Source organism: Alsobacter sp., assembly GCF_059501845.1.
The window spans coordinates 247,126-271,660 of record NZ_JCACDK010000011.1; the positions used below are offsets into that span (position 1 = coordinate 247,126).

At 69.5% G+C, this 24,535-nt stretch carries 26 protein-coding genes; 4 read left to right on the forward strand and 22 right to left on the reverse strand.

The genetic code is table 11. The features are described from left to right. The 4 genes from AC5JCN_RS08625 to AC5JCN_RS08640 all read left to right on the forward strand — a co-directional run bounded on the left by AC5JCN_RS08625 (position 1) and on the right by AC5JCN_RS08640 (position 4,509). Complete coding sequence (locus AC5JCN_RS08625; RefSeq protein ID WP_495754626.1) at positions 1 to 1,125, forward strand: ABC transporter ATP-binding protein; 1,125 nt, start codon at positions 1 to 3, stop codon at positions 1,123 to 1,125. Positions 1,126 to 1,153: 28 nt separating this feature from the next. Beyond that, complete coding sequence (locus AC5JCN_RS08630) at positions 1,154 to 2,668, forward strand: glycerol-3-phosphate dehydrogenase (RefSeq protein WP_495754627.1); 1,515 nt, start codon at positions 1,154 to 1,156, stop codon at positions 2,666 to 2,668. Between the two features lie 8 nt (positions 2,669 to 2,676). Further along, positions 2,677 to 3,543 (forward strand): TIGR01459 family HAD-type hydrolase, encoded by an 867-nt coding sequence (locus AC5JCN_RS08635; RefSeq protein WP_495754628.1) that lies wholly within the window; start codon positions 2,677 to 2,679, stop codon positions 3,541 to 3,543. An 84-nt stretch (positions 3,544 to 3,627) separates the two neighbouring features. After that, complete coding sequence (locus AC5JCN_RS08640; protein WP_495754629.1) at positions 3,628 to 4,509, forward strand: alpha/beta hydrolase; 882 nt, start codon at positions 3,628 to 3,630, stop codon at positions 4,507 to 4,509. Positions 4,510 to 4,531: 22 nt separating this feature from the next. On the opposite strand, the gene argC is transcribed toward AC5JCN_RS08640, so the two are convergent. The 22 genes from argC to AC5JCN_RS08750 form a co-directional block, all read right to left on the reverse strand. Beyond that, positions 4,532 to 5,446, reverse strand: a complete 915-nt coding sequence (gene argC, locus AC5JCN_RS08645; protein ID WP_495754630.1) for an N-acetyl-gamma-glutamyl-phosphate reductase — start codon at positions 5,444 to 5,446, stop codon at positions 4,532 to 4,534. A 100-nt stretch (positions 5,447 to 5,546) separates the two neighbouring features. Then, positions 5,547 to 6,053: a hypothetical protein gene (locus AC5JCN_RS08650; RefSeq protein WP_495754631.1), complete on the reverse strand. Its 507-nt coding sequence runs from the start codon at positions 6,051 to 6,053 to the stop codon at positions 5,547 to 5,549. Positions 6,054 to 6,215: 162 nt separating this feature from the next. Then, positions 6,216 to 7,166, reverse strand: coding sequence for an agmatinase (gene speB, locus AC5JCN_RS08655; protein ID WP_495754632.1), 951 nt, complete (start codon positions 7,164 to 7,166; stop codon positions 6,216 to 6,218). A 51-nt stretch (positions 7,167 to 7,217) separates the two neighbouring features. Beyond that, positions 7,218 to 7,949, reverse strand: coding sequence for a DNA repair protein RecO (recO, locus tag AC5JCN_RS08660; protein WP_495754633.1), 732 nt, complete (start codon positions 7,947 to 7,949; stop codon positions 7,218 to 7,220). Positions 7,950 to 8,033: 84 nt separating this feature from the next. Further along, positions 8,034 to 8,957, reverse strand: a complete 924-nt coding sequence (gene era, locus AC5JCN_RS08665; RefSeq protein WP_495754634.1) for a GTPase Era — start codon at positions 8,955 to 8,957, stop codon at positions 8,034 to 8,036. Next, positions 8,954 to 9,664, reverse strand: coding sequence for a ribonuclease III (gene rnc / locus AC5JCN_RS08670; protein WP_495754635.1), 711 nt, complete (start codon positions 9,662 to 9,664; stop codon positions 8,954 to 8,956). Before rnc ends, era begins: the two co-directional genes overlap by 4 nt. Then, a complete protein-coding gene (lepB, locus tag AC5JCN_RS08675; RefSeq protein ID WP_495754636.1) occupies positions 9,664 to 10,470 on the reverse strand; it encodes a signal peptidase I in 807 nt (268 codons plus the stop codon). The genes rnc and lepB overlap by 1 nt, the downstream gene beginning before the upstream one ends. A 118-nt stretch (positions 10,471 to 10,588) precedes the next feature. After that, on the reverse strand, positions 10,589 to 10,996 hold the full coding sequence (gene acpS, locus AC5JCN_RS08680; protein ID WP_495754637.1) for a holo-ACP synthase: 408 nt from the start codon (positions 10,994 to 10,996) through the stop codon (positions 10,589 to 10,591). Continuing rightward, positions 10,993 to 11,748 (reverse strand): pyridoxine 5'-phosphate synthase, encoded by a 756-nt coding sequence (locus AC5JCN_RS08685; RefSeq protein ID WP_495754638.1) that lies wholly within the window; start codon positions 11,746 to 11,748, stop codon positions 10,993 to 10,995. The genes acpS and AC5JCN_RS08685 overlap by 4 nt, the downstream gene beginning before the upstream one ends. A 5-nt stretch (positions 11,749 to 11,753) precedes the next feature. Beyond that, positions 11,754 to 12,338, reverse strand: coding sequence for an orotate phosphoribosyltransferase (gene pyrE / locus AC5JCN_RS08690; protein ID WP_495754951.1), 585 nt, complete (start codon positions 12,336 to 12,338; stop codon positions 11,754 to 11,756). Between the two features lie 234 nt (positions 12,339 to 12,572). Continuing rightward, the gene (locus AC5JCN_RS08695; protein WP_495754639.1) at positions 12,573 to 13,799 is read right to left on the reverse strand and encodes a peptidoglycan DD-metalloendopeptidase family protein; all 1,227 of its coding nucleotides are present in this window, start codon (positions 13,797 to 13,799) and stop codon (positions 12,573 to 12,575) included. Positions 13,800 to 14,034: 235 nt separating this feature from the next. Further along, on the reverse strand, positions 14,035 to 14,694 hold the full coding sequence (locus AC5JCN_RS08700; RefSeq protein ID WP_495754640.1) for a protein-L-isoaspartate(D-aspartate) O-methyltransferase: 660 nt from the start codon (positions 14,692 to 14,694) through the stop codon (positions 14,035 to 14,037). A 12-nt stretch (positions 14,695 to 14,706) separates the two neighbouring features. After that, the gene (surE, locus tag AC5JCN_RS08705; protein WP_495754641.1) at positions 14,707 to 15,474 is read right to left on the reverse strand and encodes a 5'/3'-nucleotidase SurE; all 768 of its coding nucleotides are present in this window, start codon (positions 15,472 to 15,474) and stop codon (positions 14,707 to 14,709) included. Beyond that, positions 15,474 to 16,766 (reverse strand): serine--tRNA ligase, encoded by a 1,293-nt coding sequence (serS, locus tag AC5JCN_RS08710; RefSeq protein ID WP_495754642.1) that lies wholly within the window; start codon positions 16,764 to 16,766, stop codon positions 15,474 to 15,476. The genes surE and serS overlap by 1 nt, the downstream gene beginning before the upstream one ends. Positions 16,767 to 16,990: 224 nt before the next feature. Continuing rightward, entirely contained in the window at positions 16,991 to 17,779 is a 789-nt protein-coding gene (gene tatC / locus AC5JCN_RS08715) for a twin-arginine translocase subunit TatC (protein ID WP_495754643.1), read from the reverse strand. After that, positions 17,779 to 18,603 (reverse strand): Sec-independent protein translocase protein TatB, encoded by an 825-nt coding sequence (gene tatB / locus AC5JCN_RS08720; protein ID WP_495754644.1) that lies wholly within the window; start codon positions 18,601 to 18,603, stop codon positions 17,779 to 17,781. Before tatB ends, tatC begins: the two co-directional genes overlap by 1 nt. Before the next feature lie 90 nt (positions 18,604 to 18,693). Further along, positions 18,694 to 18,939 carry a twin-arginine translocase TatA/TatE family subunit gene (locus tag AC5JCN_RS08725; protein WP_495754645.1) on the reverse strand — a complete coding sequence of 82 codons (246 nt, stop codon included), beginning with the start codon at positions 18,937 to 18,939 and terminating at the stop codon, positions 18,694 to 18,696. Between the two features lie 66 nt (positions 18,940 to 19,005). Beyond that, positions 19,006 to 20,118 (reverse strand): ABC transporter ATP-binding protein, encoded by a 1,113-nt coding sequence (locus AC5JCN_RS08730; protein WP_495754646.1) that lies wholly within the window; start codon positions 20,116 to 20,118, stop codon positions 19,006 to 19,008. After that, entirely contained in the window at positions 20,115 to 20,924 is an 810-nt protein-coding gene (scpB, locus tag AC5JCN_RS08735; RefSeq protein ID WP_495754647.1) for an SMC-Scp complex subunit ScpB, read from the reverse strand. Before scpB ends, AC5JCN_RS08730 begins: the two co-directional genes overlap by 4 nt. Before the next feature lie 28 nt (positions 20,925 to 20,952). Then, positions 20,953 to 21,747: a segregation and condensation protein A gene (locus tag AC5JCN_RS08740; protein WP_495754648.1), complete on the reverse strand. Its 795-nt coding sequence runs from the start codon at positions 21,745 to 21,747 to the stop codon at positions 20,953 to 20,955. Between the two features lie 19 nt (positions 21,748 to 21,766). Then, the gene (gene nagZ, locus AC5JCN_RS08745) at positions 21,767 to 22,786 is read right to left on the reverse strand and encodes a beta-N-acetylhexosaminidase (protein ID WP_495754649.1); all 1,020 of its coding nucleotides are present in this window, start codon (positions 22,784 to 22,786) and stop codon (positions 21,767 to 21,769) included. 104 nt (positions 22,787 to 22,890) lie between these two features. Continuing rightward, entirely contained in the window at positions 22,891 to 24,423 is a 1,533-nt protein-coding gene (locus AC5JCN_RS08750; RefSeq protein ID WP_495754650.1) for an SPOR domain-containing protein, read from the reverse strand. Between the last annotated feature and the right edge of the window lie 112 nt (positions 24,424 to 24,535).

Below are 24,535 nucleotides of genomic sequence, written 5' to 3' on the forward strand. Positions count from 1 at the left end.
ATGCCCGACATCGCCCTGTCCATCGACGGCGTTGACAAGATCTACGAGCGCCGCGGCAAGCCGGCCGTCCACGCCGTGAAGAAGCTCGACATGACGATCCAGAAGGGCGAGATCGTCGCCCTGCTCGGATCGTCGGGCTGCGGAAAAACCTCCACGCTGCGGATGATCGCGGGTTTCGAGGACGTCACCAACGGCTCGATCACGCTGGCCGGCCGCCGCATCGAGGGTCTCCCTCCTGCCCGGCGCAACGTGGCGATGGCCTTCGAGGGCTACTCGCTCTACCCGCCGCTGACGGTGCGCGACAACATCGCCTTCGCGCTGAAGAGCGGCAAGGCGAGCCCGCAGGAGGTCTCCAAGGCGGTGTCGGACGTGGCGGCGTTGGTCGAGATCGAGCCGATTCTCGACCGTTACCCCTCGTCGATCTCCGGCGGCCAGCAACAGCGTGCCTCACTCGCCCGCGCCCTCGTCCGCAGGGCGGACCTCTATCTCCTCGACGAGCCCATGGGGCAGCTGGAGCCGCAGCTGCGCTCGGTGCTGCGCGGACGGCTGAAGAGCCTTCTCCTCGAGCGCGGCATGACCTCCATCTTCGTCACCCACGACCAGACGGAGGCCAATGCGCTGGCCGACAGGATCGCGGTGATGGAAGGCGGCGTCCTGCAGCAGTTCGCGAGCCAGAAAGAGCTCAAGGAACGCCCGGCCAACCTCTACGTCGCGACCTTCATCGGAGAGCCGCCCATGAACGTCTTCGACGCCGGCGTGGTCAATGCCGACCGGCTGTCCTTCAAGGTCGCCGGCGGGCCGGGTCTCGACTATCCGGCGAGCGATCTCCCCCAGGCCGTGCGCGATGCCATCGGAAAGCGCGACAAGGTTGTGATCGGGGTGCGTCCCCACGCCGTACGACTCGGTAGCGGTGCGAACGAGGCGATGGTCATGTCCAACCAGTGGCTGGGCGACCAGAGCCACATCGCGATGGAGGTCGCCGGCAAGCTCCTCGTCGCGGTTTCGCACGCCCCGATCGCCGCCCGCCGAGGTGACACGTTGCGATACTCGATCGCCGCGTCCGACCTCCACGTCTTCGATCCGGCAACGACGCGGGCCGTCTCGCACGGCCTCGAGGCCGCCTGACACGGATGCAAATTTCGGAACGACGCTGATGCAGGATCTCGGACAGTTCGACCTGATCGTGGTGGGCGGCGGCATCAACGGCGCCGGCATCGCGCGGGATGCGGCCGGACGGGGCCTCTCCGTCCTCCTGTGCGAGAAGGACGACCTCGCGCAGGGCACGTCGTCGCGATCGGGCAAGCTCGTCCATGGCGGCCTGCGCTACCTCGAATACTATGAGTTCCGGCTGGTGCGCGAGGCGCTGATCGAGCGCGAGGTTCTGCTCGACGCCGCGCCGCATATCATCTGGCCCATGCGCTTCGTGCTGCCACACAGCCCGGAGCAGCGCCCGGTGTGGCTGATCCGGCTCGGCCTCTTCCTGTACGACAACCTCGGCGGCCGCCAGAAGCTGCCTCCCACGCGGAAACTCGACCTGCGGCGCAGCCCGGAGGGCAAGCCGATCCGCAAGGAGTATTCGAGCGCCTTCGAGTACTCGGACTGCTGGGTGGACGACGCACGTCTCGTGGTCCTGAACGCCCTCGACGTCCGCCAGCGCGGGGGCATGGTGAAGACCCGCAGTCCCCTCGTCAGCGCCCGGCGCGGAGCCGATGAGTGGACCGTCGAGCTCAGGGACACCCGCAAGGGCAGCAACCTCACGGCACGCGGGAAGGTCGTCGTGAATGCGGCGGGACCCTGGGTGGAGGAGGTGCTGCGCCGCACCGGCCGCAATGCCGAGGACAGGGTCCGGCTCGTCAAGGGAAGCCACATCATCACCCGCAAGTTCTGGGAAGGCGAGCAGGCCTACCTTCTTCAGAACGACGACAAGCGGGTGATTTTCGTGAACCCGTACGAAGGGGACATGGCGCTGATCGGGACGACGGATATCCCGTTCACGGGATCCGCCGACGAGGTCGAGATCGCGCAGGACGAGGTCGACTACCTGCTGCGCGTCATCAACCGCTATTTCGAGGTCCAGCTGACCCCGGACGACGTGGTGCACTCCTTCTCCGGAGTGCGGCCGCTCTACGACGACAAGGCCGCGAACCCCAGCGCCGTCACCCGCGACTACGTGTTCGACGTGGACGCGCCCCAGGGCGGCGCTCCTCTCCTGTCGGTCTTCGGCGGCAAGATCACCACCTACCGCAAGCTCGCCGAGCACGCGATCGAGAAGCTTGCGCCCTTCTTCCCGCAGATGGCCGGTGCCTGGACAGCCAAGGTCCCCATGCCGGGCGGCGACATGCCGGACGCCGACTTCGACCGCTTCCTCGCAGCGCTGCGCAAGGCGCATCCCTGGCTGCCGCAGGATGTGGCGCACGGCTACGCCCGGCGCTACGGCACCCGCACCGAAGCGCTGCTGCACGGCGCTAAAAACCTCGCGGCACTCGGCCACCATTTCGGCGGAACGCTCTATGAGCGGGAAGCCCGATTCCTCGCCGAGACGGAGTGGGCCGACACGGCCGAGGACATCCTCGACCGCCGCACCAAGCACGGCCTGCACCTGACGGCCCAGCAGCGGGCCGCCTTCGAGACCTGGTTCGCGGGCGCTCCCGCCGAGCCCGTGCGGTGAACCTTCCCGTGTCCCAAGACAATGCGAGGGCCGTGCCCGGCCCTTCTGCCTCGCGCTTCCTCTCCGCGTCCGCCCCCTACCGGATCGTCTTCACGGACCAGTATGGCGTGCTGCATGACGGGCATAAACCCTACCCTGGTGCGCAGGAGGCTCTGCGGGCCCTGAAGGCACGGGGAGCCCTGGTCCTGGTGCTGTCCAACTCAGGCCGGTCCGGCGAGGTGAACGCAGGCCGGCTCGCACGCTTCGGCTTTGGTGCGGACCTCGTCGACCACGTCGTTACCTCTGGTGACGTCGCACGGCGGTTCCTGCAGGCAGGCGGGCTGCCCGTTCCGTCCGGCGCGGCAACACGCTGCCTGTCGATCACCACCGGACCAGACAGCGACCTGGCGGACAGCCTGGGCTACACCCATGCCAAGGACGGCAGCGAGGCAGACCTCGTGCTCATCGGCGGCAGCCGGGGCGAAGCGGTCGGGCTCGACGGCTACAGGACCATGCTGGCGCCCGCTGCACGGCGCGGTGCTCCGGCCGTCTGCACCAACCCCGACCGGATCATGCTGACCGGGACAGGCACGACCTTCGGGTCCGGCCGGATCGCCGAGCTCTACCAGGAACTCGGCGGGATGGTGACGTGGATCGGCAAGCCCTATCGCGAGATCTACGAAGCGGCCGCAGAGGTCGCCGGGGTCTCAAACCCCTCCGAGGTGCTGTGCGTCGGCGACAGCGTCGAGCATGATGTTGTCGGCGCACGAGGTTTCGGAGCCGCGGTCGTCCTCGTGCGGACGGGGATCCTCGCCACCCTCGACGAGCGGGCGCTGGCGGGAGAGCTTGCCCATCACGGCGTCGTTCCCGACTACGTGCTGCCCGGCCTGGCCTGACCGCCGTCGCCTGCGACACAACCCGCGATGGACGGCGGAGGCAGACTCACCCATTGTCGCGGCCGTTGCCACGCCGGATCACGTATGTCCTCTCCGCCTCTCTGGACCCGCCGCAGCGCGCTGGTACCCCTCCTCGCAGCCCCGCTTCTCGCGTCCTGCTCGGCGGTCGGCGCCTTCAACGCGATTGTCCCAGCGGAAGCCGGGGCAAGAAAGGCCGTCGACGGAGCGGCCTACGGACCCGAGGCGCGGCAGAAGCTGGACCTCTATGTTCCGGCCCAGCCGGTGCGCGGAGCTCCCGTCGTCCAGTTCATCTATGGCGGGTCGTGGGACAGCGGCGAGCGTGCCTCCTACGCCTTTGTCGGCGAGGCTTTGGCGGCGCGCGGCATCGTCACCGCCGTCGTGGACACCCGGTTGGTTCCCGAGGTGCGCTTCCCGGCCTTCGTGGAGGACAGCGCGGCGGCGACCGTGTGGCTGAAGCGCAACGTGGCGGACCATGGCGGCGACCCCGGCCGCATCTTCGTCATGGGGCACTCCAGCGGAGCCTATAACGCGGCCATGGTCGCCGTGACGCCGTTATTCACGCGCCAGGCCGGACTGCAGGGCCGGGTCTATGCCGGCCTGATCGGCCTGGCCGGTCCCTACGATTTCCTGCCGCTCGACGTCGGCGCCACGCAGACCGCGTTCGGGTCCTATCCCGACCTGCCGCGCACCCAGCCGGTGATCGTGGCGACACGCAGCGCGCCGCCGGCCTTCCTGGCGACGGGGGCGGAGGACCGCACCGTCTATCCCCGCAACACGGTTGCACTGGCGAAGCGGCTGCGGGAACTCGGCGTGCCGGTCGTCGAGAAGACCTACCCCGACATTGGCCACGCCGGCATCCTGACGGCCATCGCGTCGCCGTTCCGCGACCGTGCCCCTGTGCTCGACGACGTCGTGGCCTTCGTCAAGGGCGGCGCCGGCGCGTGATGCACGCCGGTGGCGGGACGGCTCAGTCCAGCCCCAGCATCAGCCGGAGGTTCTGCACCGCAGCTCCCGAGGCTCCCTTGCCGAGGTTGTCGAGGCGCGCCACGAGCACCGCCTGCCGCCGTGCCTCGCTGCCATAGACGTAGAGTTCCAGCGCATCCGTGTCGTTCAGAGCCTGCGGCTCGAGCTTGCCGTCCTTCGTAGCCGGGCGGACGGACACGAGCCCGCCGGCGGGATAGGCGGCGCGCAGCGCCTCCTCCAGTTCGGCGGCCTTCGGCTGTCCCGGCAGGTCGTCGAGATGCAGCGGGATGCTGACGAGCATGCCCTGCCGGAAATTCCCGACCGACGGCACGAAGATGGGCCGGCGCGAGAGGCCCGAATAGCGCTGCAGCTCCGGCACATGCTTGTGCTCGAGCCCCAGACCGTACAGCTCGAAATCCGGCGCCGTCCCCGCCTCATAGGCCTCGATCATCGACCTGCCGCCGCCGGAGTAGCCGCTGACGGCATTGACGCTGACGGCCTGGTCCCGGGCGACGAGACCGGCGTCGACCAGCGGCCTGAGCAGGGCGATTCCTCCGGTGGGATAGCAGCCGGGATTGGCGACGAGACGTGCCGTGCGGATCGCGTCGGCGTGGCCTTGGGCCAGCTCGGCGAAGCCATAGGTCCAGCCGTCGGCGACGCGGTGGGCCGTCGAGGCATCGAGCACGCGCGGCGCGGCGGAGCCGAGGGCAGCCGCCAGCGCGACCGACTCCTTCGCGGCGTCGTCGGGCAGGCAGAGGACGACCGCGTCGACCTTCCCCATCAGCTCCTGGCGTGCGCCGGGATCCTTGCGGTGCTCCGGGGCGATGCTGACGATCTCGATATCGCGCATGCCGGCCAGACGCTCGCGAATGCCGAGCCCCGTCGTGCCCGCCTCTCCGTCGATGAAAACACGCGCCATGGCCGTCTCCGCAGGACCGCGCGACGGTCATGGACCACCGCGGAGGCGCTTCGATGACGGAGCGCCATGACGGTGTCAATACGGCGTGCCGTCGGCCGGTTCACCTCTGCGTGGCTGCGCGCCTCAGGTCCTTCACCGCGACGACGATCCGCGCCACCTCCGGCAGGTCGTCCCGCATCGTCAGGCCGAAGATGGCGCGTTCATCGTCTTCGGGCGCCGGGCGGAGCGGCCGGGCGGGAATGGTCATCGTCACCGATCCCGCAGGTCCCCAGAAGACGTCCTGCCGCCGCCCGAAGGCCAGCCTGCCCTGCCGGTCGGAACCGATCTGCACGACGCTGAACCCGCCCGTATCGGCTTCGGTCACCCGGACCATGACGGAATCGAGGTCCGGACGTCCGATCACGACCGGGACCTCGCAGGCGACCCGCGCGTCACATTGCGCGTTGCGCTCGGAACTGAGCGTGCCGTCATCGTTCATCCGCGCGACGTAGACGAGGAAAGGGTCTGCTGCGGGGCCTCCCGCGACCGAAGGGGTCTGCAGTGCGGCAAACGACAGCAACAGGACGAAACCGGCCAGCACGGCGGGATAGCTTGTGCACTGCATCATGGCCTCCTGAGTTCATGCTGCAATGCAACATGCAGAGATGATGCCAAGCGCCTCCCGGCTTGTGCGGCCTGCGGCCTTGTCCTGCTTTCACTCGGCGGTCACGGCAGGAGGAATGCGCCCCCATCCGGCGCGTTCCTTCGCTGCGGCGCGATGGTGCGGCGCTTACCGTGCCGCCTTCTTGCCGGCCAGCATCTGCAGATGGTGCTGCAGGATGGTGGAGGCCGCGATGGCCGTGATATCGGCATGGTCATAGGCTGGCGCGACCTCAACTACGTCCATGCCGCGCCAGTCGAGCGGCCAGAGCTCGCGCAGGATCATGAGAGCCTGAGCCGAGGAGAGCCCGCCCGAGACAGGCGTGCCCGTGCCAGGCGCGTAGGCGGGGTCGAGGCAGTCGATGTCGAAGGTGAGGTAGGCGGGCCCCTGCCCCACCCGTTCCGTCACCGCGGCCGCGACACCTCCCACGCCCATTCCCTGGACCGTATAGCTGTCGAGGATGGCGATGCCGAAGTCCTGGGGAGCCGTGGTGCGGATCCCGATCTGGACGGACCGGGCGGGATCGATGAGCCCTTCCGCGACCGCCCGGCACACGAACGTGCCATGCGAGATCTTGCCGGGGTCGTCGGGCCAGGTGTCCTGGTGGGCGTCGAACTGGACGAGCGCCATCGGGCCGTGCCGGCGGGCATGGGCGCGCAGCAGCGGCAGCGTGATGAAGTGGTCCCCGCCGATGGTGCAGAGGTGCACGCCGGCATCGACCACGCGCGAGGCCTCCGCCTCGATCACCTGCGGCACCGTCTCCAGATGCCCGTGGTCGATTGGGCAGTCGCCATAGTCGATGACCGCCATCGCCTCGAACGGGTCGCGGCCGGACGGGTACTGCGGGTCGCCGTCGAAGATGGCCGAAGCCCGGCGCACGGCCTGCGGCCCAAAGCGGGCGCCGGGGCGGTTCGATGTCGCGGTATCGAGGGGCACCCCCCACACAGCCACGTCGACCCCGTCGAGATCATGGGAATAGCGCCGGCGCATGAAGGACAGCGCCCCGGAGAAGGTGGCTTCCATCGCGCCTCCCAGCAGTTTGCCGCGGAACGCGTTGTCGACGGGAGGCGGGCTGGACATGGATGCTTCTCCGGGAACCGGCGCGACCTTAGTGCGCCGGGTGCCGACGCCTCAAGGGGCCGGGGCGGTCACGGCGGCGATGTAGCTGTCGCGCGTCTGCGGCGGCGGCACCGACCTCGGGCCGAAGACATGCCTTTCCAGGAAGTAGCCGGTCAGCCGGAAGCCGTCTGCCACCTCGGACGGGGTCGGGTAGGAACCGCGTCCCTCCCCCCGCAGGAAGGGCGGCAAGGGCAGCAGCCTCTCCGCATAGGGCCCGGCTCCCTCGGCCGAAACCGCTCTCCCGCTGCGGGGCGAGACGTAGACAAGACCGTCCGTCGCGCCCGTGACCGCGCAGGCGGAGATGTCCAGCCCGAAGCCGAGTTCGCCCAGCAGGGCCAGCTCGAAGCGCACCACCAGTGCGGCGGCATGGGTGGGGTCGTGCAGCGCTTCCGCGACGATGCCGAAGGTCTCGTACAAGGCGGGATGAGGATCGCGCTCCGGCAGCAGGCGAAGCAGGGCCGCGACGCTGGACAGGCCATAGAGCGCGGCGGGGGATCCGATGAGCCCCGCCGCGCGCAGCCGCGTTGCTTCGACCTGAAATGTCCCGAGCTGCTCGTCCAGCCGCGCGCGCCAGTGGGCCTCGACCTCGTTGCCGGCCTGAAGGACCGGCTGCAGGCGCCGCGAGCGCCCGCCCCGGACGAGCCCGAGATGGCGGCCGCGCTCACGCGTCATCAGCTCGAGGATCACGGACGTTTCGCCGTGCCGCTTCGCCCCGATGACGATCGCCTCGTCGCGCCACTCCACGTGATTTCAACCTCCCAGCGCAGCCGCCCGGGATGACATTGCGCTTGCAGCGTGGCTCACGACAATCGGAGCCGGACATTCAGCTCAGTTCTTCGGGAATTCCAGTCCCATCTCGCGGTAGCGGGCCGGGTCGTCGGCCCAGTCCTCGCGCACCTTGACGAACAGGAAGAGGTGGATGGTTGTCTCCGCGGCCTCCGCGATTTCCTTGCGCGCCGTTTCGCCGATGGCGCGGATGGTCTGGCCACCCTTGCCGAGCACGATCTTCCGCTGGCTCTCGCGCGCGACGAAGATCGTCTGCTCGACACGAGCCGAGCCGTCCTTCTTCGTCGTCCAGGAGTCGGTCTCGACCGTCGACTGGTATGGCAGTTCGTCGTGGAGCCGCTCGAACAGCTTTTCGCGGGTGATCTCGGCCGCGAGCATGCGCAGCGGAGCATCGGAAACCTGGTCCTCCGGATAGAGCCAGGGGCCCTCCGGCATCCTCGCCGCCAGCCGCGCCCGCATCGTGGCGACGCCGTCGTCCGAGATCGCCGCGACCATGAAGGTCTCGGCGAACTGCGTCCTTTCGTTCAGGTCCTGCGCCAGCTTGAGAAGGCTGGGGCGCTCGACCGTGTCGACCTTGGTGAGAACGAGCACCTTGGGCTGCTTCAGCTCGCCCAGGCGCTTGATGATGGCGTCCGTCTCCTCGTCCGGGCCGCGCCGTGCATCGACGAGGAGCGCGATCACGTCGGCATCGGCAGCTCCACCCCAGGCGGAGATCACCATCGCCCGCTCCAGGCGCCGCTTGGGGGCAAAGATGCCCGGCGTGTCGACGAAGACGATCTGCGTGCGATCCTCCATTGCAATGCCACGGACGACTGCCCGCGTGGTCTGGACCTTGCGGGACACGATGGAGACTTTCGCTCCGACCAGCGCATTCACCAGCGTCGACTTGCCGGCATTGGGAGCGCCGATCAGGGCGACGTAGCCGCAGCGGGTCGGCGCTTCCTCGGCATGCTGGACATCGGTCACGGCTGAGTCTCCACGTTCAGGCGCTCACGCCGGATGAAACCGATGGCCGCCGCCTGCTCCGCCAGCCGCTTCGAACGGCCCACCGCCTCGCATGGATCATAGCCCTGCACCACCGCGGCAATGCGGAAAACGGGAGCATGGTCCGGCCCGGAGCGCTCCACCTCCCGGTAGATCGGCGCGGGAAGCGCCAGCGAAAGTGCCCATTCCTGCAGCGCGGACTTGGCGTCGCGCACGGAACGCCCCGGCTCCGACATCTTCGGCCCGAACCCGCGCTCCACGAGGTCCGACGCGGCCTGGAAGCCGGCATCGAGGTAGACGGCAGCGATCACCGATTCGCAGACATCGGCAAGGATCGCCTCCTTCTTGCGAAGGCCCGACTGCATTTCCCCGATGCCGAGCCGGATATGCGGCCCGATGTTCCAGGCCGCTGCAACCTCGGCACAGGTCTCGCGGCGCACCAAATGGGCAAGCCGGCGCGACAGCTCCCCCTCGCTGGCGGCGGGAAAGGTGCGGTAGAGCAGCGATGCGACGGCGAGGCCCAGCACCCGGTCTCCGAGGAACTCGAGACGCTGGTAGTGCGGGCCATCGGCCGGCGTGCCCGGCAGCGCGCTGATATGGGTGAGAGCCCGCTCCAGGGGGCCACGGTCGGTGAAGCGGTGGCCGATCGCCTCTTCGAGCTCGGAGATGTCCGGCCTGCGTCTCGCCATCAGTGGACGGTCTTGAACAGCCTGCTCCAGCGCACGGTCCACGGCCATTCCCAGACCTGCCAGGCGTATCCGTCCGGGTTGTCGATGGAGAAGAAGATCACCTCGGCCCGGCCGACGAAGTTGCGGTAGGGCACGTAACCGACGCCACGATCACGCGGCTCGCGCGAGTCGGAGGAGTTGTCCCGGTTGTCGCCCATCATGAAGAAGTTTCCGGGCGGCACCTGGTAGACGGCGGTGTTGCGCGAGAGTTCGCTGTGGAAGCGGGAGAACTCCTGGATCGTGTAGCTCACGCCGTTCGGCAGCGTCTCGCGATAGTAGATTACGGTGTCCATCTGCTCCGCGCCCATGTTGATGGGCTCGCGGCGGATCTCCTCCTTCTTCACGGCCTCGCCATTGATGTGAAGGACGCCGTCCAGCATCTGGATCTTGTCGCCGGGCAGGCCGATGACGCGCTTGATGTAGTCGACCGAACTGTCGCGCGGCAGCTTGAAGACGGCGATGTCGCCCCGTTGCGGCTCCGCCGCCCACACCCGGCCGCTCAGCGCGTGGCCGGTGGCATCGTCGATCTGCGAGCCGAACGGCAGCGAAAAGACCGAGTAGCCGTAGGAGTACTTGGAGACGAACAGGTAATCGCCGATCAGAAGCGTCGGGATCAGCGAACCCGACGGGATGTTGAACGGCTGGAAGAGAAATGTCCGGACCACGACCGCGATCAGCAGCGCCTGGACTATGACCTTGAGGGTCTCGCGAAAGCCGCCCTCCTCGGACTTCTTGCTTGTGTCCGCCACGCTGCGCTGCTCCGTCATGGCACGTCCTCATGCGACCGCGCCGCCGTAACGGCGGGAGGTCCGCCCCGGCCCGGCAGCGGGTATAATGCCCGCGCAGACGCGTGGCAATTCACGCCACGCGGCGCCGGCAAGGCTTTCACGGCCCGGCGGCCGGGCGCGCCTCAATCACGACGAACGCCTGGGCGAGCGGATGGTCGTCGGTCAGCGTCAGATGGATCACGGGCGCGTGCCCGGCGGGCACGATGGCGGCCAGCCGTTTCGCCGCGCCCCCCGTCAGCTGCAGCGTCGGCGCACCTGACGGCAGGTTGACGACGCCGATGTCCTTCAGGAACACGCCACGGCTGAAACCGGTGCCGAGAGCCTTGGCGCACGCCTCCTTGGCGGCAAACCGCTTCGCGTAGGATGCGGCGCGCTGCGCTCGACGGTCCGACTTGCGGCGCTCCTCGGCGGTGAAGACCCGCTCCACGAAGCGCTTGGGAAATCGCTCCAGCACGCGCGCGACGCGCGTGATGTCGCAGAGGTCACTGCCGATCCCGACGATCATCGGCCCGCGCCGGCGCGCCCCTTGTCCATCGCCTCGCGCATGCGCGCGATCGACTGGGCAAAGCCGACGAACACGGCCTCGCCGACGAGGAAATGACCGATGTTGAACTCGACGAACTCCGGGCAGGCGGCCAGGATCTCAGCCGTCTCGTAGTCGAGGCCGTGGCCGGCGTGGACCTCGAGCCCCGCGGCGTGGCCGTGTGCCGCCCCGCGCAGGAGCCTCGCGTGCTCGGCTTTCGCCTTTTCGGCATGCCCGTGCTCGACAGCCTCGCACCATGTGCCGGTGTGCAGCTCCACGACGGGAGCGCCCAGCCTGACGGCCATGTCGAGGGCCTTCTCGTCCGGCTCGATGAACAGCGACACGCGAACACCGGCGGCCGTCAGCTTCTCCACGAACGGAGCCAGGTGCTCTCGACCGCCGACGACATCGAGTCCGCCCTCGGTGGTACGCTCCTCGCGCTTCTCCGGCACGAGGCAGACGGCATGCGGGCGGATGCGCAGCGCGATGTCGAGCATTTCAGGCGTCGCGGCCATTTCGAAGTTGAGCGGCTTGGTCAGGCGCTCCTTCAGGGCAGCCATGTCGCCATCGCGGATGTGCCTGCGGTCCTCGCGCAGGTGGGCCGTGATGCCGTCCGCCCCCGCATCGATGGCGAGCAGGGCCGCGCGAACCGGGTCCGGCCGTGTTCCGCCGCGCGCGTTGCGCAGCGTGGCGACGTGGTCGACATTGATGCCGAGGCGGATCCGGCTTGTCATCGTCTTCAGGCCTTCAGATTGCGGCTTCCAGGCTTCGTCGCGGGAATCGCGGCGAGGTCGGGCGGAAGCCGGTCGGCCGGATAGGCCGGGATGTCGAGCTGGGCGAGGCTGACCAGCGGCACGCCGAGATCCGCCTTGCCGCCCGACCTGTCGATGAGGCAGGCCGCCCCGACGACAGAGCCGCCGGCCTCGCGGATGGCTTCGAGGCACTCCCGCGACGACAGGCCCGTGGTGACGATGTCCTCCACCATCAGCACACGGTCCGCCTTGCCGATCTCGAAGCCGCGGCGCAACCGGAAACGGCCTTCCTCGCGTTCGACGAAGATCCCACGGCAGCCGAGCTGCCGGGCCGTCTCATAGCCGGGAACGATGCCGCCGACGGCTGGGGAGACCACGACGTCGATGGCGCCGAACAGGTCGCGCACCAGCCTGGCCAGCGCGGCGCACAGTTTCTCCGTTCGCACGGGGTCCTGGAAGATGAACATCTTCTGCAGGAAAACGGGGCTGTGCAGACCCGACGAGAGGATGAAGTGCCCTTCGAGCAGGGCCCCGGCCGAGCGGAACTCGGCGAGCACGTCCTCGAGGGTCATGGCGGGGGAGCAGTCGGTCATCCGGGGTCCATCGCAGACTCCGCGGATGATGGCAAGGAGCACTGAAAGCTTGTGGCGATGGCCGAACCGGCAAACCACAATGCCGAAGATGCGGTCATCCCCTAAGCGATGCGGCGCGAAGCGTCGCGCCGCAGACACGGGATGGACGACCGCAAGGACCTGGGCACCCGGGTCCCGGCTCTTCGCTACGCTCCGGCCGGCATGACGGAAGCTTTACAGTCCCGCCAGGTGAGGCATCGGGTCGACGGGGGTCGAGCCCTTACGCAGCTCGAAGTGGAGCTGCGGGGCATTGACGTTGCCGCTCTGGCCCGACAGGGCGACCACCTGGCCGCGCGACACGGTGTCGCCGCGCTTCACCTTGATCTCGCTGTTGTGGGCGTAGGCGGAGACCCAGCCGTTCTCGTGGCGGATGAGGACCAGGTTGCCGTAGCCCTTCAGCTCGCTGCCGGCATAGGCGACGACCCCGCCCTCGGCCGCCTTCACAGGCGTACCTTCGGGCAGGGAGATGTTGATGCCGTCGTTTCCGCCCTGCTTGCCGAAGCCGGCGATGACGCGGCCGCGGGCCGGCCAGCGGAACTGGGCGCCGCTCTCCGTCGCCGCCTGCGGGGCGAGCGAACCGGTCGTCTCAGCCGTGTCGACGGGTGTGGCCGCAGGCTGGTTGCTTTTCATCGGCGTGGCGGCCGGCGGCGGCTCCGCAGCAGCGACCTCCTGGGTCGCCGCAGGCGCGGTCTTTGCCGGCTTGGCGGCAGCCGACCTCGTCTCGGCCGGCTTCGCAGCCTCGGCGGTCTTCACCGGCTCCGTCTTGACGGGCTCTGCCTTGGCGGTCTTCACGGGCTCCTTGGCGACGGGAGCAGCGGCAGTCTTCACCGGGGCGGCTGCCGTCGTTTCGCCGGCGGGCTGCGCGCCCTTCACCAGCTGCAGGCGATGCTTGGGAGCGGCCGGATCGGCAGCGGACACGAGCGTCTTCTGCGCCGCCGCGGGCACGGAGGCGACAGCGGGGGCTGCAGCCGGAACGCCGCCGTCGGCTGCGTGGTAGACCGGGATGACGATGCGCGTGCCCGGGGCGGGCTGCGATCCGGTGCCGAGGCCGTTGGCACCGCGAATCGCGCTCTCGGGGACGCCGTAGCGGTTGGACAGCGACTTGATCGATTCGCCCGCGGCGAGGATGACCGTCGAGCCGCCCTGCGCCGTCCAGCCCTTCTGCTGCGGCACGGCGGGGCCTGCGGGGACGGTGGACGGAGCCATGGCGACGGCGCGAGGCGCCTGGGCGGAAGGCGGCGCCAGCGGCGCGGACGCGACCGGGGACGGTGCGGCGAGAGGCTGCGACTGCACGGAACCCGCAGGTGCAGCGGAGACGGGCGGAAGCGCCGCCGTCGTCTGCGGCTCCATCCGGGCCGAACTGCCGAACGGGTTCGTGAAGGGGCTCTCCGCGAAGCGCATCGTGTCGGAGCTGCAGGCGGCGGCTAGTCCCCCGACCAAGCCCACGACAGCCAGGCGAGGAGCCGCCCGACGCAGAGAAAATCCGGAACGCTCACTCATGGATGTGAACCCGCTCTCGACCCAGGGACCGGCGGAGATAGACCCCGTCTTGCGAGGTTCTATTAATGACCTGTTGGGGTTAAGAAATCGTAGAAGCCGGGGCGCGGCGGGAAAGAATTTGCTACCCGGACGTGCGTCACAGGGCTGCTGCGACCCCTGACATGAGCGGCGGAAGGGCGAAACGCCCGAATGTTTCGCGACGCACCATGCCCGCCCCGCTGCGCCCGTAGCGCACGAGGAACGAGCCCTCCGCCATGCGCTCCACGGCCACGATCCGCCCGTCCGGCGAAAGCTGCGACAGGAGAGGCGCCGGCAGGGCCGTGATGGCGGCGTCGATGAGTATCCTGTCGAACATGCCGGATCCCGGTGAGCCGAGATGGCCGTCCCCGAGATGCACGGATGCATTCGAGACGCCGAGCGACTCGAGCCTCACGGAGGCCTCCACCACGAGCGACCGGAAGCGCTCCACCGAGACCACCTCTTCCGCCAGCCGCGCCAGCAGCGCCGTGCCGTAGCCGGACCCCGTTCCGATCTCCAGCACGCGGTGCCCGGGATGCAGGTCGAGCGCGATCAGCATCTCGGCCATCAGGGAAGGCGCGTTGGTGGACTGGCCGCAGGCGATCGGGAGCGCGATGTCGCTGAGCGCGAGGTCGGCCAGGCGGTGCGGGGCGAACCGGCTCCGCGGCACCGTCTCGAATGCGCGCAGCACGGCGGTGTCCCGCAGGCCCTTCCGGCGGAGTGCGAGGAGAAAGGCGATGCGCGCTTCGGCGGCCTGCTGGTCGAGGGCCCCGAGCACCGCCGCTTCCCCTCAGGGTTTCGAGAACAGGCTGGCGTAGCGCGTCAGCGTCGGCTCGTCGGTCAGGTCGATCCGTAGCGGCGTCACCGAGACCCGCCTGTCCGCAATGGCAGCGAGGTCGGTGCCGTTGCCCGGCGTGTAACGACCGCGGCCGAAGCCGATCCAGAAATACGGGTTGCCACGCCCGTCCACCCGCTCCTCAATGGAGAGCAGGTCCTGCGTCCGCCGGCCCTGCGCCCCGACGCCTACGCCCCGCACCTCTCCCGGCTCGCAGTCGGGGAAGTTGATGTTGACCAGCACCTGCGGAGGGATCCCCTCCTCGAGGATCTTCTTGATGACCGCGGGCGCATGCGCCTCGCCGCAGGCCCAGCGGATCGCCTTGTGCCCGCCCGCGCCATAGCACTGGGAGAGCGCAATGGCGGGGATGCCGAGCAGCGTCGCCTCGATGGCGCCGGCCACGGTGCCGGAATAGGTGACGTCCTCCGCCACGTTCTGCCCGCGATTGACGCCTGACAGCACCAGGTCGGGCCGGCCGTCCTTCAGGAGGTGCTGCACGCCCATGATCACGCAGTCCGTCGGCGTGCCCTTCACCGCGAAATGGCGCGGCGTCACCTCGCGCAGGCGGAGCGGATCGTTGAGCGACAGGGAGTGCGCGACACCCGACTGGTCAGTCTCCGGCGCAACCACCCACACGTCGTCCGTGAGCGCCCGGGCGATGGCCTCGCAGACCTTCAGGCCCGGCGCATGGATGCCGTCGTCATTGGTGACCAGGATGCGCATCAGGCTGCCTTCTCGATGCGGGCGAGGCCGCCCATGTAGGGTCTCAGCGCGTCAGGCACGGTCACCGACCCATCCGCATTCTGGTAGGTCTCCAGCACGGCTACGAGCGCGCGGCCGACCGCGACACCCGAACCGTTGAGGGTGTGCACGAAGCGCGTGCCCTTGCCTTCGGCCGGCCGATAGCGCGCGTCCATGCGCCTGGCCTGGAAGTCGCCGCAGACGGAGCAGGACGAGATCTCGCGATAGGTGTCCTGCCCGGGCAGCCAGACCTCGATGTCGTAGGTCTTCTGCGAAGCGAAACCCATGTCGCCGGTGCACAGCGTGACGACGCGGTAGGCGAGGCCGAGGCGCTTCAGCACCTCTTCGGCCGCCGCCGTCATCCGCTCGTGCTCGGCGAGCGACTGCTCGGGCGTCGTGATGGAGACGAGCTCCACCTTGGTGAACTGGTGCTGGCGGATCATGCCGCGCGTGTCACGCCCCGCCGCCCCCGCCTCGGCCCTGAAGCAGGGCGTGCAAGCGGTAAGGCGCATCGGCAGCGCCTTCTCGTCGACGATCTGGTCGCGCACGAGGTTGGTGAGAGGGACCTCGGCGGTGGGGATGAGCCAGTAGTCGGGCAGTACCCTGAACTGGTCCTCCGCGAACTTCGGCAGCTGCGCGGTGCCGAACATCGCGTGGTCCTTCACCAGCAGCGGCGGGTTCACCTCTGTGTAGCCGTGCTCTTCCGTATGCAGGTCCAGCATGAACTGGCCGAGCGCACGCTCCAGCCGCGCCAGCGGGCCCTTGTTGACGACGAAGCGCGCGCCCGACATGCGGGTCGCCGCCTCGAAGTCCATCAGGCCCAGCCCTTCGCCGACCTCGAAATGCTGCTTCGGCGTGAAGCCCATCGTCGCGGCCGTGCGCGGCTCGCCGACTTTCCGCGCTTCGACATTGTCGTGCTCGTCCCTGCCCACGGGCACCATGTCGAGAGGTGTGTTGGGGATGGCGGCGAGGGCCGCGTCCAGCTCGGCGACGGTGGCCTTCTCCTCCGCCTCGGCGGCAGCAAGCGTGTCCTTCAGCGCCGCGACCTCGGCCTTCAGCGCGTCCGCGCGCGCCTGGTCCTTGGCGGCCATGGCCTGGCCGATCTCTTTGGACAGCGCGTTCCGCCGCTCCTGCGCTGACTGCGCCTTCTGGATGGCAGCGCGGCGGCGGTCGTCGATACCGATCAGGCCGGATGACAGCGGCTCGGCGCCGCGGTTCGCGAGCCCCTGGTCGAACGCCGCGGCGTTCTCGCGGATCCACCTGATGTCGTACATGCCGTGTCCTCTGTCGCGCCGCGGAATCGGCTGCGCCGCAGCCCGCGGAAATGACAACGGCTTGGTAGAGGAGCGCCCGCGGCTCCGCAAGGTTCGGGGGCGCGATGGGGACCGCGCGTCTTCGGACGCGCGAGAGGGTTTGCGGGTCTGAAGACCCGCGCTCCGGTCGCGCCGCCTCAGGCCTCCACGCGGTCGAGCCCTTGCGACCTCCAGACTTGAAGCGGCTAAGACCCGCTCTCGCTTTCCAGCTTCTTCTTCGCCTGGTTCTTCTCGACCATCTGCACGGCGAAGATCGACGCCTCGTAGAGCAGCAGCGTCGGCAGCGCGAGGGCCAGCTGGCTGATTACATCAGGCGGCGTGAGGACGGCGGCGATGATGAAGACGAGGACGATGGCGTAGCGCCGCTTCGACCTCAGGAAGGCCGCGTCGATGAAGCCCGCGCGTGCCAGAAGCGTGAGCAGCACCGGCAACTGGAAGGTGATGCCGAAGGCGAAGATCAGCGTCATGATGAGCGAGAGGTACTCGCTCACTTTCGGCAGCAGCTCGATGGCCGCCTGCCCTTCGATCAGCTGCTGCTGGCCGATGGAGAACTTCATCACGATCGGCATCGCGATGAAAAACACGACAAGTGCGCCGAGCACGAAGAGCAGCGGCGTGGCGACGAGGTAGGGCAGGAAGGCGTCGCGCTCGTTCTTGTAAAGGCCGGGCGCCACGAACTTGTAGATCTGCGTGGCGACGATCGGAAACGACAGGAACGCCGACCCGAACATCGCGATCTTGATCTGCGTGAACAGGTACTCCAGCGGCGCCGTGTAGATCAGCTTCACGTGCGACGGATCGCCGGCCGCGAGCACATAGGGGAAGATCAGGATGTTGTAGATCTGCTTGGCGAAGAAGAAGCAGACGAAGAACAGCACGACGAAGCTGATCAGCGACTTGATCAGGCGTCCACGCAGCTCGATCAGGTGATCCAGCAGCGGCGCCTTCGTGGCGTCGATATCCTCCTTCGACATCAGGCGTTGCCCTTGGGCTCATCCGCCACGGAGGGCACAGAAGGGGTGTCGCCGGCCGGCGCTGCCTTCGCAGATTTTACGCGGGCGGGACGGGTCGGAGCAGCCTTCGGCTCCGAGGCGGCGATCTTTGTGCGGGGCGTTCGCGCGGCAGGCGCAGGCGCCGTACCGGGCGCCGCAGCTTCGGCAGCCGCGGCATTGACGGATTTGCGCGGCTTGCGTGCCGGGGCTTCCACGGTAGCGGCAGCCTGCTCCACCGGCGGCGGCGCCTTCCGGGCCCGGGCGCGCTTGGGTGGCTCGACGGCTGCCGGAGTTGTCGCCGCGCTTACCGATCCCGGCGTCATCGAGCCCGACGCGACCTGTGCGGCCGGAGCCGCTCCGGCCGCGGGAGCGGGCGACGTCGTGAATGCCGCACGGATCTGCTCGGGGGTCAGGTCGGGAACGGGAGGAGGCTCCGGAAGCACCGGTTCTGCAGACGCTGCCGCCTCGACCGAGCCGGGCCCCGACGTCGCCGCGGGTGGAGCCGATCCATCCGGCATCGGGATCTGCGGCGCCTTGTACTCCGGCGTCATCGACGACTGCGAGGACGAGGAGGAGGTGCCGTACTGGCCCTCCTCGATGCCTTGCGTCAGCGCCTTGCGGGCTTCCTCGATCTCCGCCTCGCGGAGGACCTCGCGGAACTGCCCCTGGAACTCGGAGGCCATCCGCCGCGCCTTGCCGATCGTCTGGCCAACCGAGCGCAGCACGCTCGGAAGCTCCTTGGGGCCAATGACGACGAGCGCCACGGCCCCGATCAGGACGATCTCGCTCCAACCCAGGTCGAACATGTCGATCCGATCACGCGCGCAGGCTCGTTACGCCCCGCCGCCCCATCAGCCGCGGATGAATAACCCGCCGCGGCAGCCCCCGGGAACGGGTCAGCTCGCCTTGCGCTCGCTGGCCGCGGCCTGCACGCTTGCGGCGCGCTGGTCCTCGATCGACTTCACCGGCCCGGCCGGAGCGGCCGGATCAGCCTTGACGACGTCGTCGTCGGCCATGCCCTTCTTGAATTCCTTGATGCCCTTGGCCACGTCGCCCATCAGCTCGGAGACCTTGCCACGGCCGAAGAAGATCATCACGACCGCGCCGACGACGATCCAATGCCAGATGCTGAGCCCACCCATCGCGACAACTCCCAAGACCGGGACGAGCGCGCAGCCGGGTCCCGTCACCATCGATCTGCCGCGAACCTAGGCGTCCGGTGCGGCAAAAACAAGAACCTCGTCGGGATCGACGTCCACGCCGACGTCGGTTCCGGGTATCGCGGCCAGCGATCCGCGAAGCCGTGCCCGCACCGGGACATCCAGACCCTGCACCGCGATCTCGAGCAGGTCGAGCTCGCCGAGGAAGCGGCGGGACACCACCCGGCCCGGCAGGCAGAAACCCGCGGCACGCAAGCGGATGGCTTGCGGGCGAACGCAGGCGACAGCTACGCCGCCTTCCGCCACGCCCGGCGCCGGGAAGAGCCCGAGCGGCGTCTCCACCCTGCCCGCCCGTACCCGGCCCTCGACTTCCGTGAAGTCGCAGAAGAACCGCGCCGCGGCGAGATCCGCGGGCCGGCCGTACAGCTCCGAAGCCGGACCGGCCTGGACGATACGTCCGTCGCGCATCAGCGCCACCCGGTCGCTGATGCGCATCGCCTCCTCGGGATCGTGCGTCACGATGAGCGTCGTCGCGCCCATCTCACGCAGCAGCGTCACCGTTTCCTCGCGCACCGCGTCGCGCATCCGGCGGTCGAGGTTGGAGAACGGCTCGTCCATCAGGATCACGCCGGGACGGGGCGCGACGGCACGGGCCAGCGCCACGCGCTGCTGCTCGCCGCCGGAGAGCATGTGCGGATAGGCATCCGCGTAGCCCAGCATGCCGACGCGATCGAGCGCCCGCCGCGCCGCCGTCCTGGCGTCGGAGGCGGACAGCGCGCGCAGGCCAAACAGCGTGTTCTGCATAACCGTGAGATGCGGAAACAGCGCGTAGTCCTGGAACATCAGGCCGATCCCGCGCTCCTCGGGCGGCACGAAAACGGAGCCGGCAGCCATCTCGCGGCCGTCCAGCAGGATACGCCCGGCCTGCGGCCTCTCCACGCCGGCGGCAAGCCGCAGCAGTGTCGTCTTGCCGCAGCCGGACGGACCGAGGAGGCACACGACCTCGCCCGGATCTACGCCAAGGGTGACACCGGCGAGTACGGCCTGGGCGTCGTAGGCGTGGCAGACGTCGTCGAAGTCGAGCCGGCCGGGTATCGCCGCGCCGACCGTTCCCCGCTGCCCCCACCGTCTCGCACCCGGCGCCACGGCGGAACTCCTCATGTGCCGGCGTCTTCGCCGTCGAGCGGCTCGGGCTGCTCGCCGGCGGCCTCCTCCTGGAGGACGGTGAAGAGGTCTTCGCCGAGGGGATCCTCGTCGGAAGCCAGCGAAGGGTCGTCGGACGGCATCGGCACGGAGAAGCCGGGCGGCAGGCGCCCGTCGAGGAAGCCGGCGCCCTTGAGTTCGTCGAGGCCGGGCAGGTCGTCGATGCGCGTCAGGCCGAAATGGTCGAGGAACGCCGGCGTCGTGCCGTAGGTGACGGGCCGCCCTGGCGTCCGGCGCCGGCCGCGCAGGCGGACCCACCCGGTTTCCAGCAGCACGTCCAGCGTGCCACGGCTCATCGAGACGCCGCGGATCTCCTCGATCTCGGCCCGTGTGACGGGCTGATGGTAAGCGATGATCGACAACGTCTCCAACGCGGCCCGTGACAGCTTCCGGGGCTCGACCGACTCGCGGGAGAGCAGCCAGCCGAGATCCTCGGCCGTGCGGAATGCCCACCGGCCCGCGCTTTCGATCAGGTTCACGCCGCGCGGCGCGTATTCCTGCTGCAGGGTGCGGAGCACCGTGACGGCGGCGACCGAGCCCGGCAGCCGGCTCGCGATGGATTCCAGCGTGAGCGGCTCCGCCGACGCAAAGAGGAGCGCTTCGGCGATGCGGCAGGCCTCCGCCAGGGCGTGGGCCTCCGCACGCTCGGCGCCCGTGTCGCGCAGGCGGGCCACGATGAGCCGCGGATCCGCCCCGCCAAGATCGGCTGAGTCGGCCGGCACGGCCTTCGCCGTCGCGGCACGGAGGTTTCGGATCTCGTTCATATTCTTGTCCCGGATGGTCGCCGCTGCATCACGCGGCCTTGCTCTTGACCCAGATCGAGGCGAAAGCGCGGTCCTGCTGAACGTCGAGCAGGCCTTCCCGCACCATTTCGAGCGTCGCGACGAAGGCGGACGCCCTCACCGTGCGCCGCATCGACGGCTCCACCACATACTGCGTGAGAAAGTCGTCCAGCACCGTCCACTCCACCGCCACTCCGATCAGCCGGTGCAACGCTTCGCGCGCCTCGGCGAGCGTCCACACGGGCCGCTGACGCAGCGTCACCCGCGCCAGCGCATGCTTCTGGCGCTCGGCGGCGTAGGCGGCGAGCAGGTCGTGAAGCGAGGCGTCCCAGTCCGGGGTCGTGCGCACGACGACCGGCTCTGGCATGCCGCGGGCGAAGATGTCCCGCCCGAGCCGCGGCCGTTCCGCCAGAAGCTTTGCCGCCGCGCGGATCGCCTCCAGTCTCTGCAGCCGAAAGGCGAGCACGCTGGCGAGTTCCTCCGCACTCGGCTCCTCGCCCTTCGGAGGCTCGGGCAGCAGCAGCCTCGACTTGAGATAGGCGAGCCATGCCGCCATCACCAGATAGTCGGCAGCCAGTTCCAGCCGGAAGCGCCGCGCCTCCTCGATGAAGGCGAGGTACTGGTCGACCAGCGCAAGGACGGAGATCTTCGCGAGATCGACCTTCTGCCGCCGCGCCAGTTCGAGAAGCAGGTCGAGAGGCCCGGCAAAGCCCTCGACATCGACGATGAAGGCCGGCTCCGCCTCGCCCCTCTCGACCGGGCGCGGATCCTCGAAGTCGAGCTGCGCGGCGAGGTGCTTGTCCATGCGCGAGAGCTTGGGCGGCTCAGGCCACCGCCGCAAGGGCAGCATCGAGACGGCTGTGGGCTTCCTCGGCGTCGAGCGGCTCGGGCACATGCCGGATCCGGGCCAGCGCCGCCTCCGCTCGCCGGCGGGAGGCACCGGCGAGCACTGGCGCGCTTGCGGCAACCTCCTGCATCTCCTGCAGGTTTCCGCTGCAGTGCAGGCCGAGATCGCAGCCCGCGCGCAGTGCTGCGGCAGCCCTCTCCCCGAGCGTACCCGTGAGCGCCTTCATGGAGAGGTCGTCCGACATCAGGAGGCCACCGAACCCGATCCGCCCGCGCACCACGGAGCGAATCACCTTGCGCGACGTCGTGGCCGGCGAGGACGGATCGAGCGCCGTGAAGACGACATGGGCGGTCATGGCGGCCGGCATGTCGGCGAGGATGGCGAACGGCACGAAGTCGTGGCCCTCGAGCTCGGCCGCGCTCGCGTCCACAACGGGCAGCGCCTCGTGGCTGTCGGCCCGGGCCCGCCCGTGCCCTGGGACGTGCTTGACGACGGGCAGCACGCCGCCGGCCAGCAGGCCTTCGGCGGCAGCGCGTGCGAGAACGGCGACCTCTTCGGCAGTCTGGGCGTAGGCGCGGTCACCGATCACCCCGTGCGCCCCGGGGACTGGCACGTCCAGCACCGGCATGCAGTCGACCGTGATGCCGACCGCCCGCAGGTCCGCCGCCAGCAGCCGCGCGGTCAGCCGCACCAGTTCGCGCCGGGTCAACGGATCGTTCGCCGCCATGGAGCCCAGCGTCGCGGCCGACGGATAGGCTCGCCAGTGCGGCGTGGTCAGGCGCTGCACGCGCCCGCCCTCCTGGTCGACGAGCACGGGAGCTTCGGCCCGGCCCACGGCCTCACGGAACGACGCGGTGAGCGCCCTCACCTGCTCCGGTGAGTCCACATTGCGGCGGAAAAGGATGAGTCCCCACGGCTCTGCCTCGCGGAAAAAGGCGATCTCGTCGTCGGAGAGCGTCTTGCCCGCACACCCGGAAATGAAAGCGCGTATAGCCATGTCACCGCGCTTAGAACGGGCCGGCGGGGGGCGTCAACGCACAACGCCGCCGGGCATCGCCGGCGGCGTCGAATGCGGTGGACGGCAGCGTCAGACGCGGCCCGTCAGTTCTTGGCGACGAAGCATTGGCCTCCGGCGCCCTGGATCTTCGTGCACAGCGCCGTCGCCTCGTCGCGGCCGATGGCCCCGACCCTTACGCGCCAGATCGACCTGCCGTTGACTTCGGCCTGGCGGATGCCCGGCTTGAGGCCGCCGAGTTCGCCGGCGAACCGCTTGCCGAGGCGGCTCGCCGTGTCACGGGCCTCCTGCTCGGAGGCGGGGGCGGCGAGCTGCACGGAGAACGTCCCGGACGGAGCCGCGGCGGTGGGTGCCGACGCGGCGGCGGGAGTAGCCTCGGCGGGGTCCACCGCGGCCACGCGGGCACCCTGGGCGGGCTTCGGCTTTGCAGGAGCGGCGGCAGCAACGGGATCAGCAGCCGCCTGCTTCACTGGCGTGGCGGTGGTGGTCGGCGCCGCCTGCACCTTCGGCTTCGGCGCGGGCGCCGGCGTCACGCCCGAAGCGAGCGAGTTGATCGAGGGCGCGGCACCCGTCGAGGCCGTCGAGGCCGGCACGTTGGACGGCACCGCATCGGCAAGGGATGCGACCTGCGTCGAGGCCGGCGCGTTGATCGACGGGGAATGCGGGTCGATGATCGTGCCGTCGGGGCGGACCGAGACCGTCTTCACCCGGCGCGGCGCCAAGGCGGCCAGGACCGGATTGTCGACGCCGCGCTGCAGGGCGGGCTCACCGGAGGGCTGAGGCGTCGTTGCCGTCGAGGCGGGCTCGGTGGACGGCGCCGGGATGATCGAGCGGCCCGGCTCCGCCTTCGGCGCCTGCGCCACGTCGACCGGCTGCTCGCTATGGCCCACGATCTTGACCGGGGCCGGCTGCTCGGCGGTGCGCTCGTAGATCTGGCGATCCTGGTTCGGGACCTCGACGCCGCCCGGGTTTTCCGGGTGGATCTTGGCGGGGCCGGTATCGGCCTGGATGACCGGCGGCTCGCCCGACGCCATGACGGTACCGGAGTGACCGCGCAACATCAGCGCCGCAGCGCCGCCGCCCAGCACGAGAACGGCGACTGCCGCGGCAATGGCCAGTCCGCGGCGGCTCTTTCCGCCGGCCTCGGCCGCCTGCTCGTAGGCGACCGGGTGGGGAGGCAGCACGCCCTCATCGGCATATTCAGGCTCGCTGTCGGCCTGCCGGTACTCCGATTCATGGCGGGCGGCCTCGGCCAGCAGGGGCCGCGGATGGCTGCCGGCGCGCAGTTCTCCCCACTGGGCGTCGTCCGGCTCGGCCGGCATGTGGTAGGGATCGTCCCCGGACACGGGCTCGGCACGCCGGTGATGCATCGGCTCGGCGAAGGGGTCATCGGCCTCGTCGGCTGTTCCGAGCGAGGGCTCGACGCGGCTGTCCCGCGCCGCTCGCGACCAGACCTGCCGATAGGGGTCGTCCTGCTCGACGATTCGTGCCAGCTCGGCAAGCGGATCTTCCTGCGGTGCAGCCGCGGCTTCCGTGCGGCGTGCTGAACCAGCCTCCCGCAACTGGCGCTCCAGCTCGTCCAGGTCGATGATCGCGCGGTCGCGGTTGAGGTCGTTCATGGGCGGTCTCGCTCCAACTGGCCGCCGCGGTCGGGCCGCATGCGGTCTCTTGCTGCGCTGGAGGATGTTCGAAGACCGTCTTCGACCGCAGCACGGCGAGCCTTCCGGCCCT

What these genes read in the sequence shown, in the direction of transcription:
- AC5JCN_RS08625 (WP_495754626.1), top strand. Translation starts at nt 1, where the DNA reads ATGCCCGACATCGCCCTGTCCATCGACGGCGTTGACAAGATCTACGAG.
- AC5JCN_RS08630 (WP_495754627.1), top strand. Translation starts at nt 1,154, where the DNA reads ATGCAGGATCTCGGACAGTTCGACCTGATCGTGGTGGGCGGCGGCATC.
- AC5JCN_RS08640 (WP_495754629.1), top strand. Translation starts at nt 3,628, where the DNA reads ATGTCCTCTCCGCCTCTCTGGACCCGCCGCAGCGCGCTGGTACCCCTC.
- argC (WP_495754630.1), bottom strand. Translation starts at nt 5,446, where the DNA reads ATGGCGCGTGTTTTCATCGACGGAGAGGCGGGCACGACGGGGCTCGGC.
- AC5JCN_RS08650 (WP_495754631.1), bottom strand. Translation starts at nt 6,053, where the DNA reads ATGATGCAGTGCACAAGCTATCCCGCCGTGCTGGCCGGTTTCGTCCTG.
- speB (WP_495754632.1), bottom strand. Translation starts at nt 7,166, where the DNA reads ATGTCCAGCCCGCCTCCCGTCGACAACGCGTTCCGCGGCAAACTGCTG.
- rnc (WP_495754635.1), bottom strand. Translation starts at nt 9,664, where the DNA reads ATGGCGAGACGCAGGCCGGACATCTCCGAGCTCGAAGAGGCGATCGGC.
- lepB (WP_495754636.1), bottom strand. Translation starts at nt 10,470, where the DNA reads ATGACGGAGCAGCGCAGCGTGGCGGACACAAGCAAGAAGTCCGAGGAG.
- acpS (WP_495754637.1), bottom strand. Translation starts at nt 10,996, where the DNA reads ATGATCGTCGGGATCGGCAGTGACCTCTGCGACATCACGCGCGTCGCG.
- AC5JCN_RS08685 (WP_495754638.1), bottom strand. Translation starts at nt 11,748, where the DNA reads ATGACAAGCCGGATCCGCCTCGGCATCAATGTCGACCACGTCGCCACG.
- pyrE (WP_495754951.1), bottom strand. Translation starts at nt 12,338, where the DNA reads ATGACCCTCGAGGACGTGCTCGCCGAGTTCCGCTCGGCCGGGGCCCTG.
- AC5JCN_RS08695 (WP_495754639.1), bottom strand. Translation starts at nt 13,799, where the DNA reads ATGCGCTTCGCGGAGAGCCCCTTCACGAACCCGTTCGGCAGTTCGGCC.
- surE (WP_495754641.1), bottom strand. Translation starts at nt 15,474, where the DNA reads ATGCGCATCCTGGTCACCAATGACGACGGCATCCATGCGCCGGGCCTG.
- serS (WP_495754642.1), bottom strand. Translation starts at nt 16,766, where the DNA reads ATGTACGACATCAGGTGGATCCGCGAGAACGCCGCGGCGTTCGACCAG.
- tatC (WP_495754643.1), bottom strand. Translation starts at nt 17,779, where the DNA reads ATGTCGAAGGAGGATATCGACGCCACGAAGGCGCCGCTGCTGGATCAC.
- tatB (WP_495754644.1), bottom strand. Translation starts at nt 18,603, where the DNA reads ATGTTCGACCTGGGTTGGAGCGAGATCGTCCTGATCGGGGCCGTGGCG.
- AC5JCN_RS08725 (WP_495754645.1), bottom strand. Translation starts at nt 18,939, where the DNA reads ATGGGTGGGCTCAGCATCTGGCATTGGATCGTCGTCGGCGCGGTCGTG.
- AC5JCN_RS08730 (WP_495754646.1), bottom strand. Translation starts at nt 20,118, where the DNA reads ATGAGGAGTTCCGCCGTGGCGCCGGGTGCGAGACGGTGGGGGCAGCGG.
- scpB (WP_495754647.1), bottom strand. Translation starts at nt 20,924, where the DNA reads ATGAACGAGATCCGAAACCTCCGTGCCGCGACGGCGAAGGCCGTGCCG.
- AC5JCN_RS08740 (WP_495754648.1), bottom strand. Translation starts at nt 21,747, where the DNA reads ATGGACAAGCACCTCGCCGCGCAGCTCGACTTCGAGGATCCGCGCCCG.
- nagZ (WP_495754649.1), bottom strand. Translation starts at nt 22,786, where the DNA reads ATGGCTATACGCGCTTTCATTTCCGGGTGTGCGGGCAAGACGCTCTCC.
- AC5JCN_RS08750 (WP_495754650.1), bottom strand. Translation starts at nt 24,423, where the DNA reads ATGAACGACCTCAACCGCGACCGCGCGATCATCGACCTGGACGAGCTG.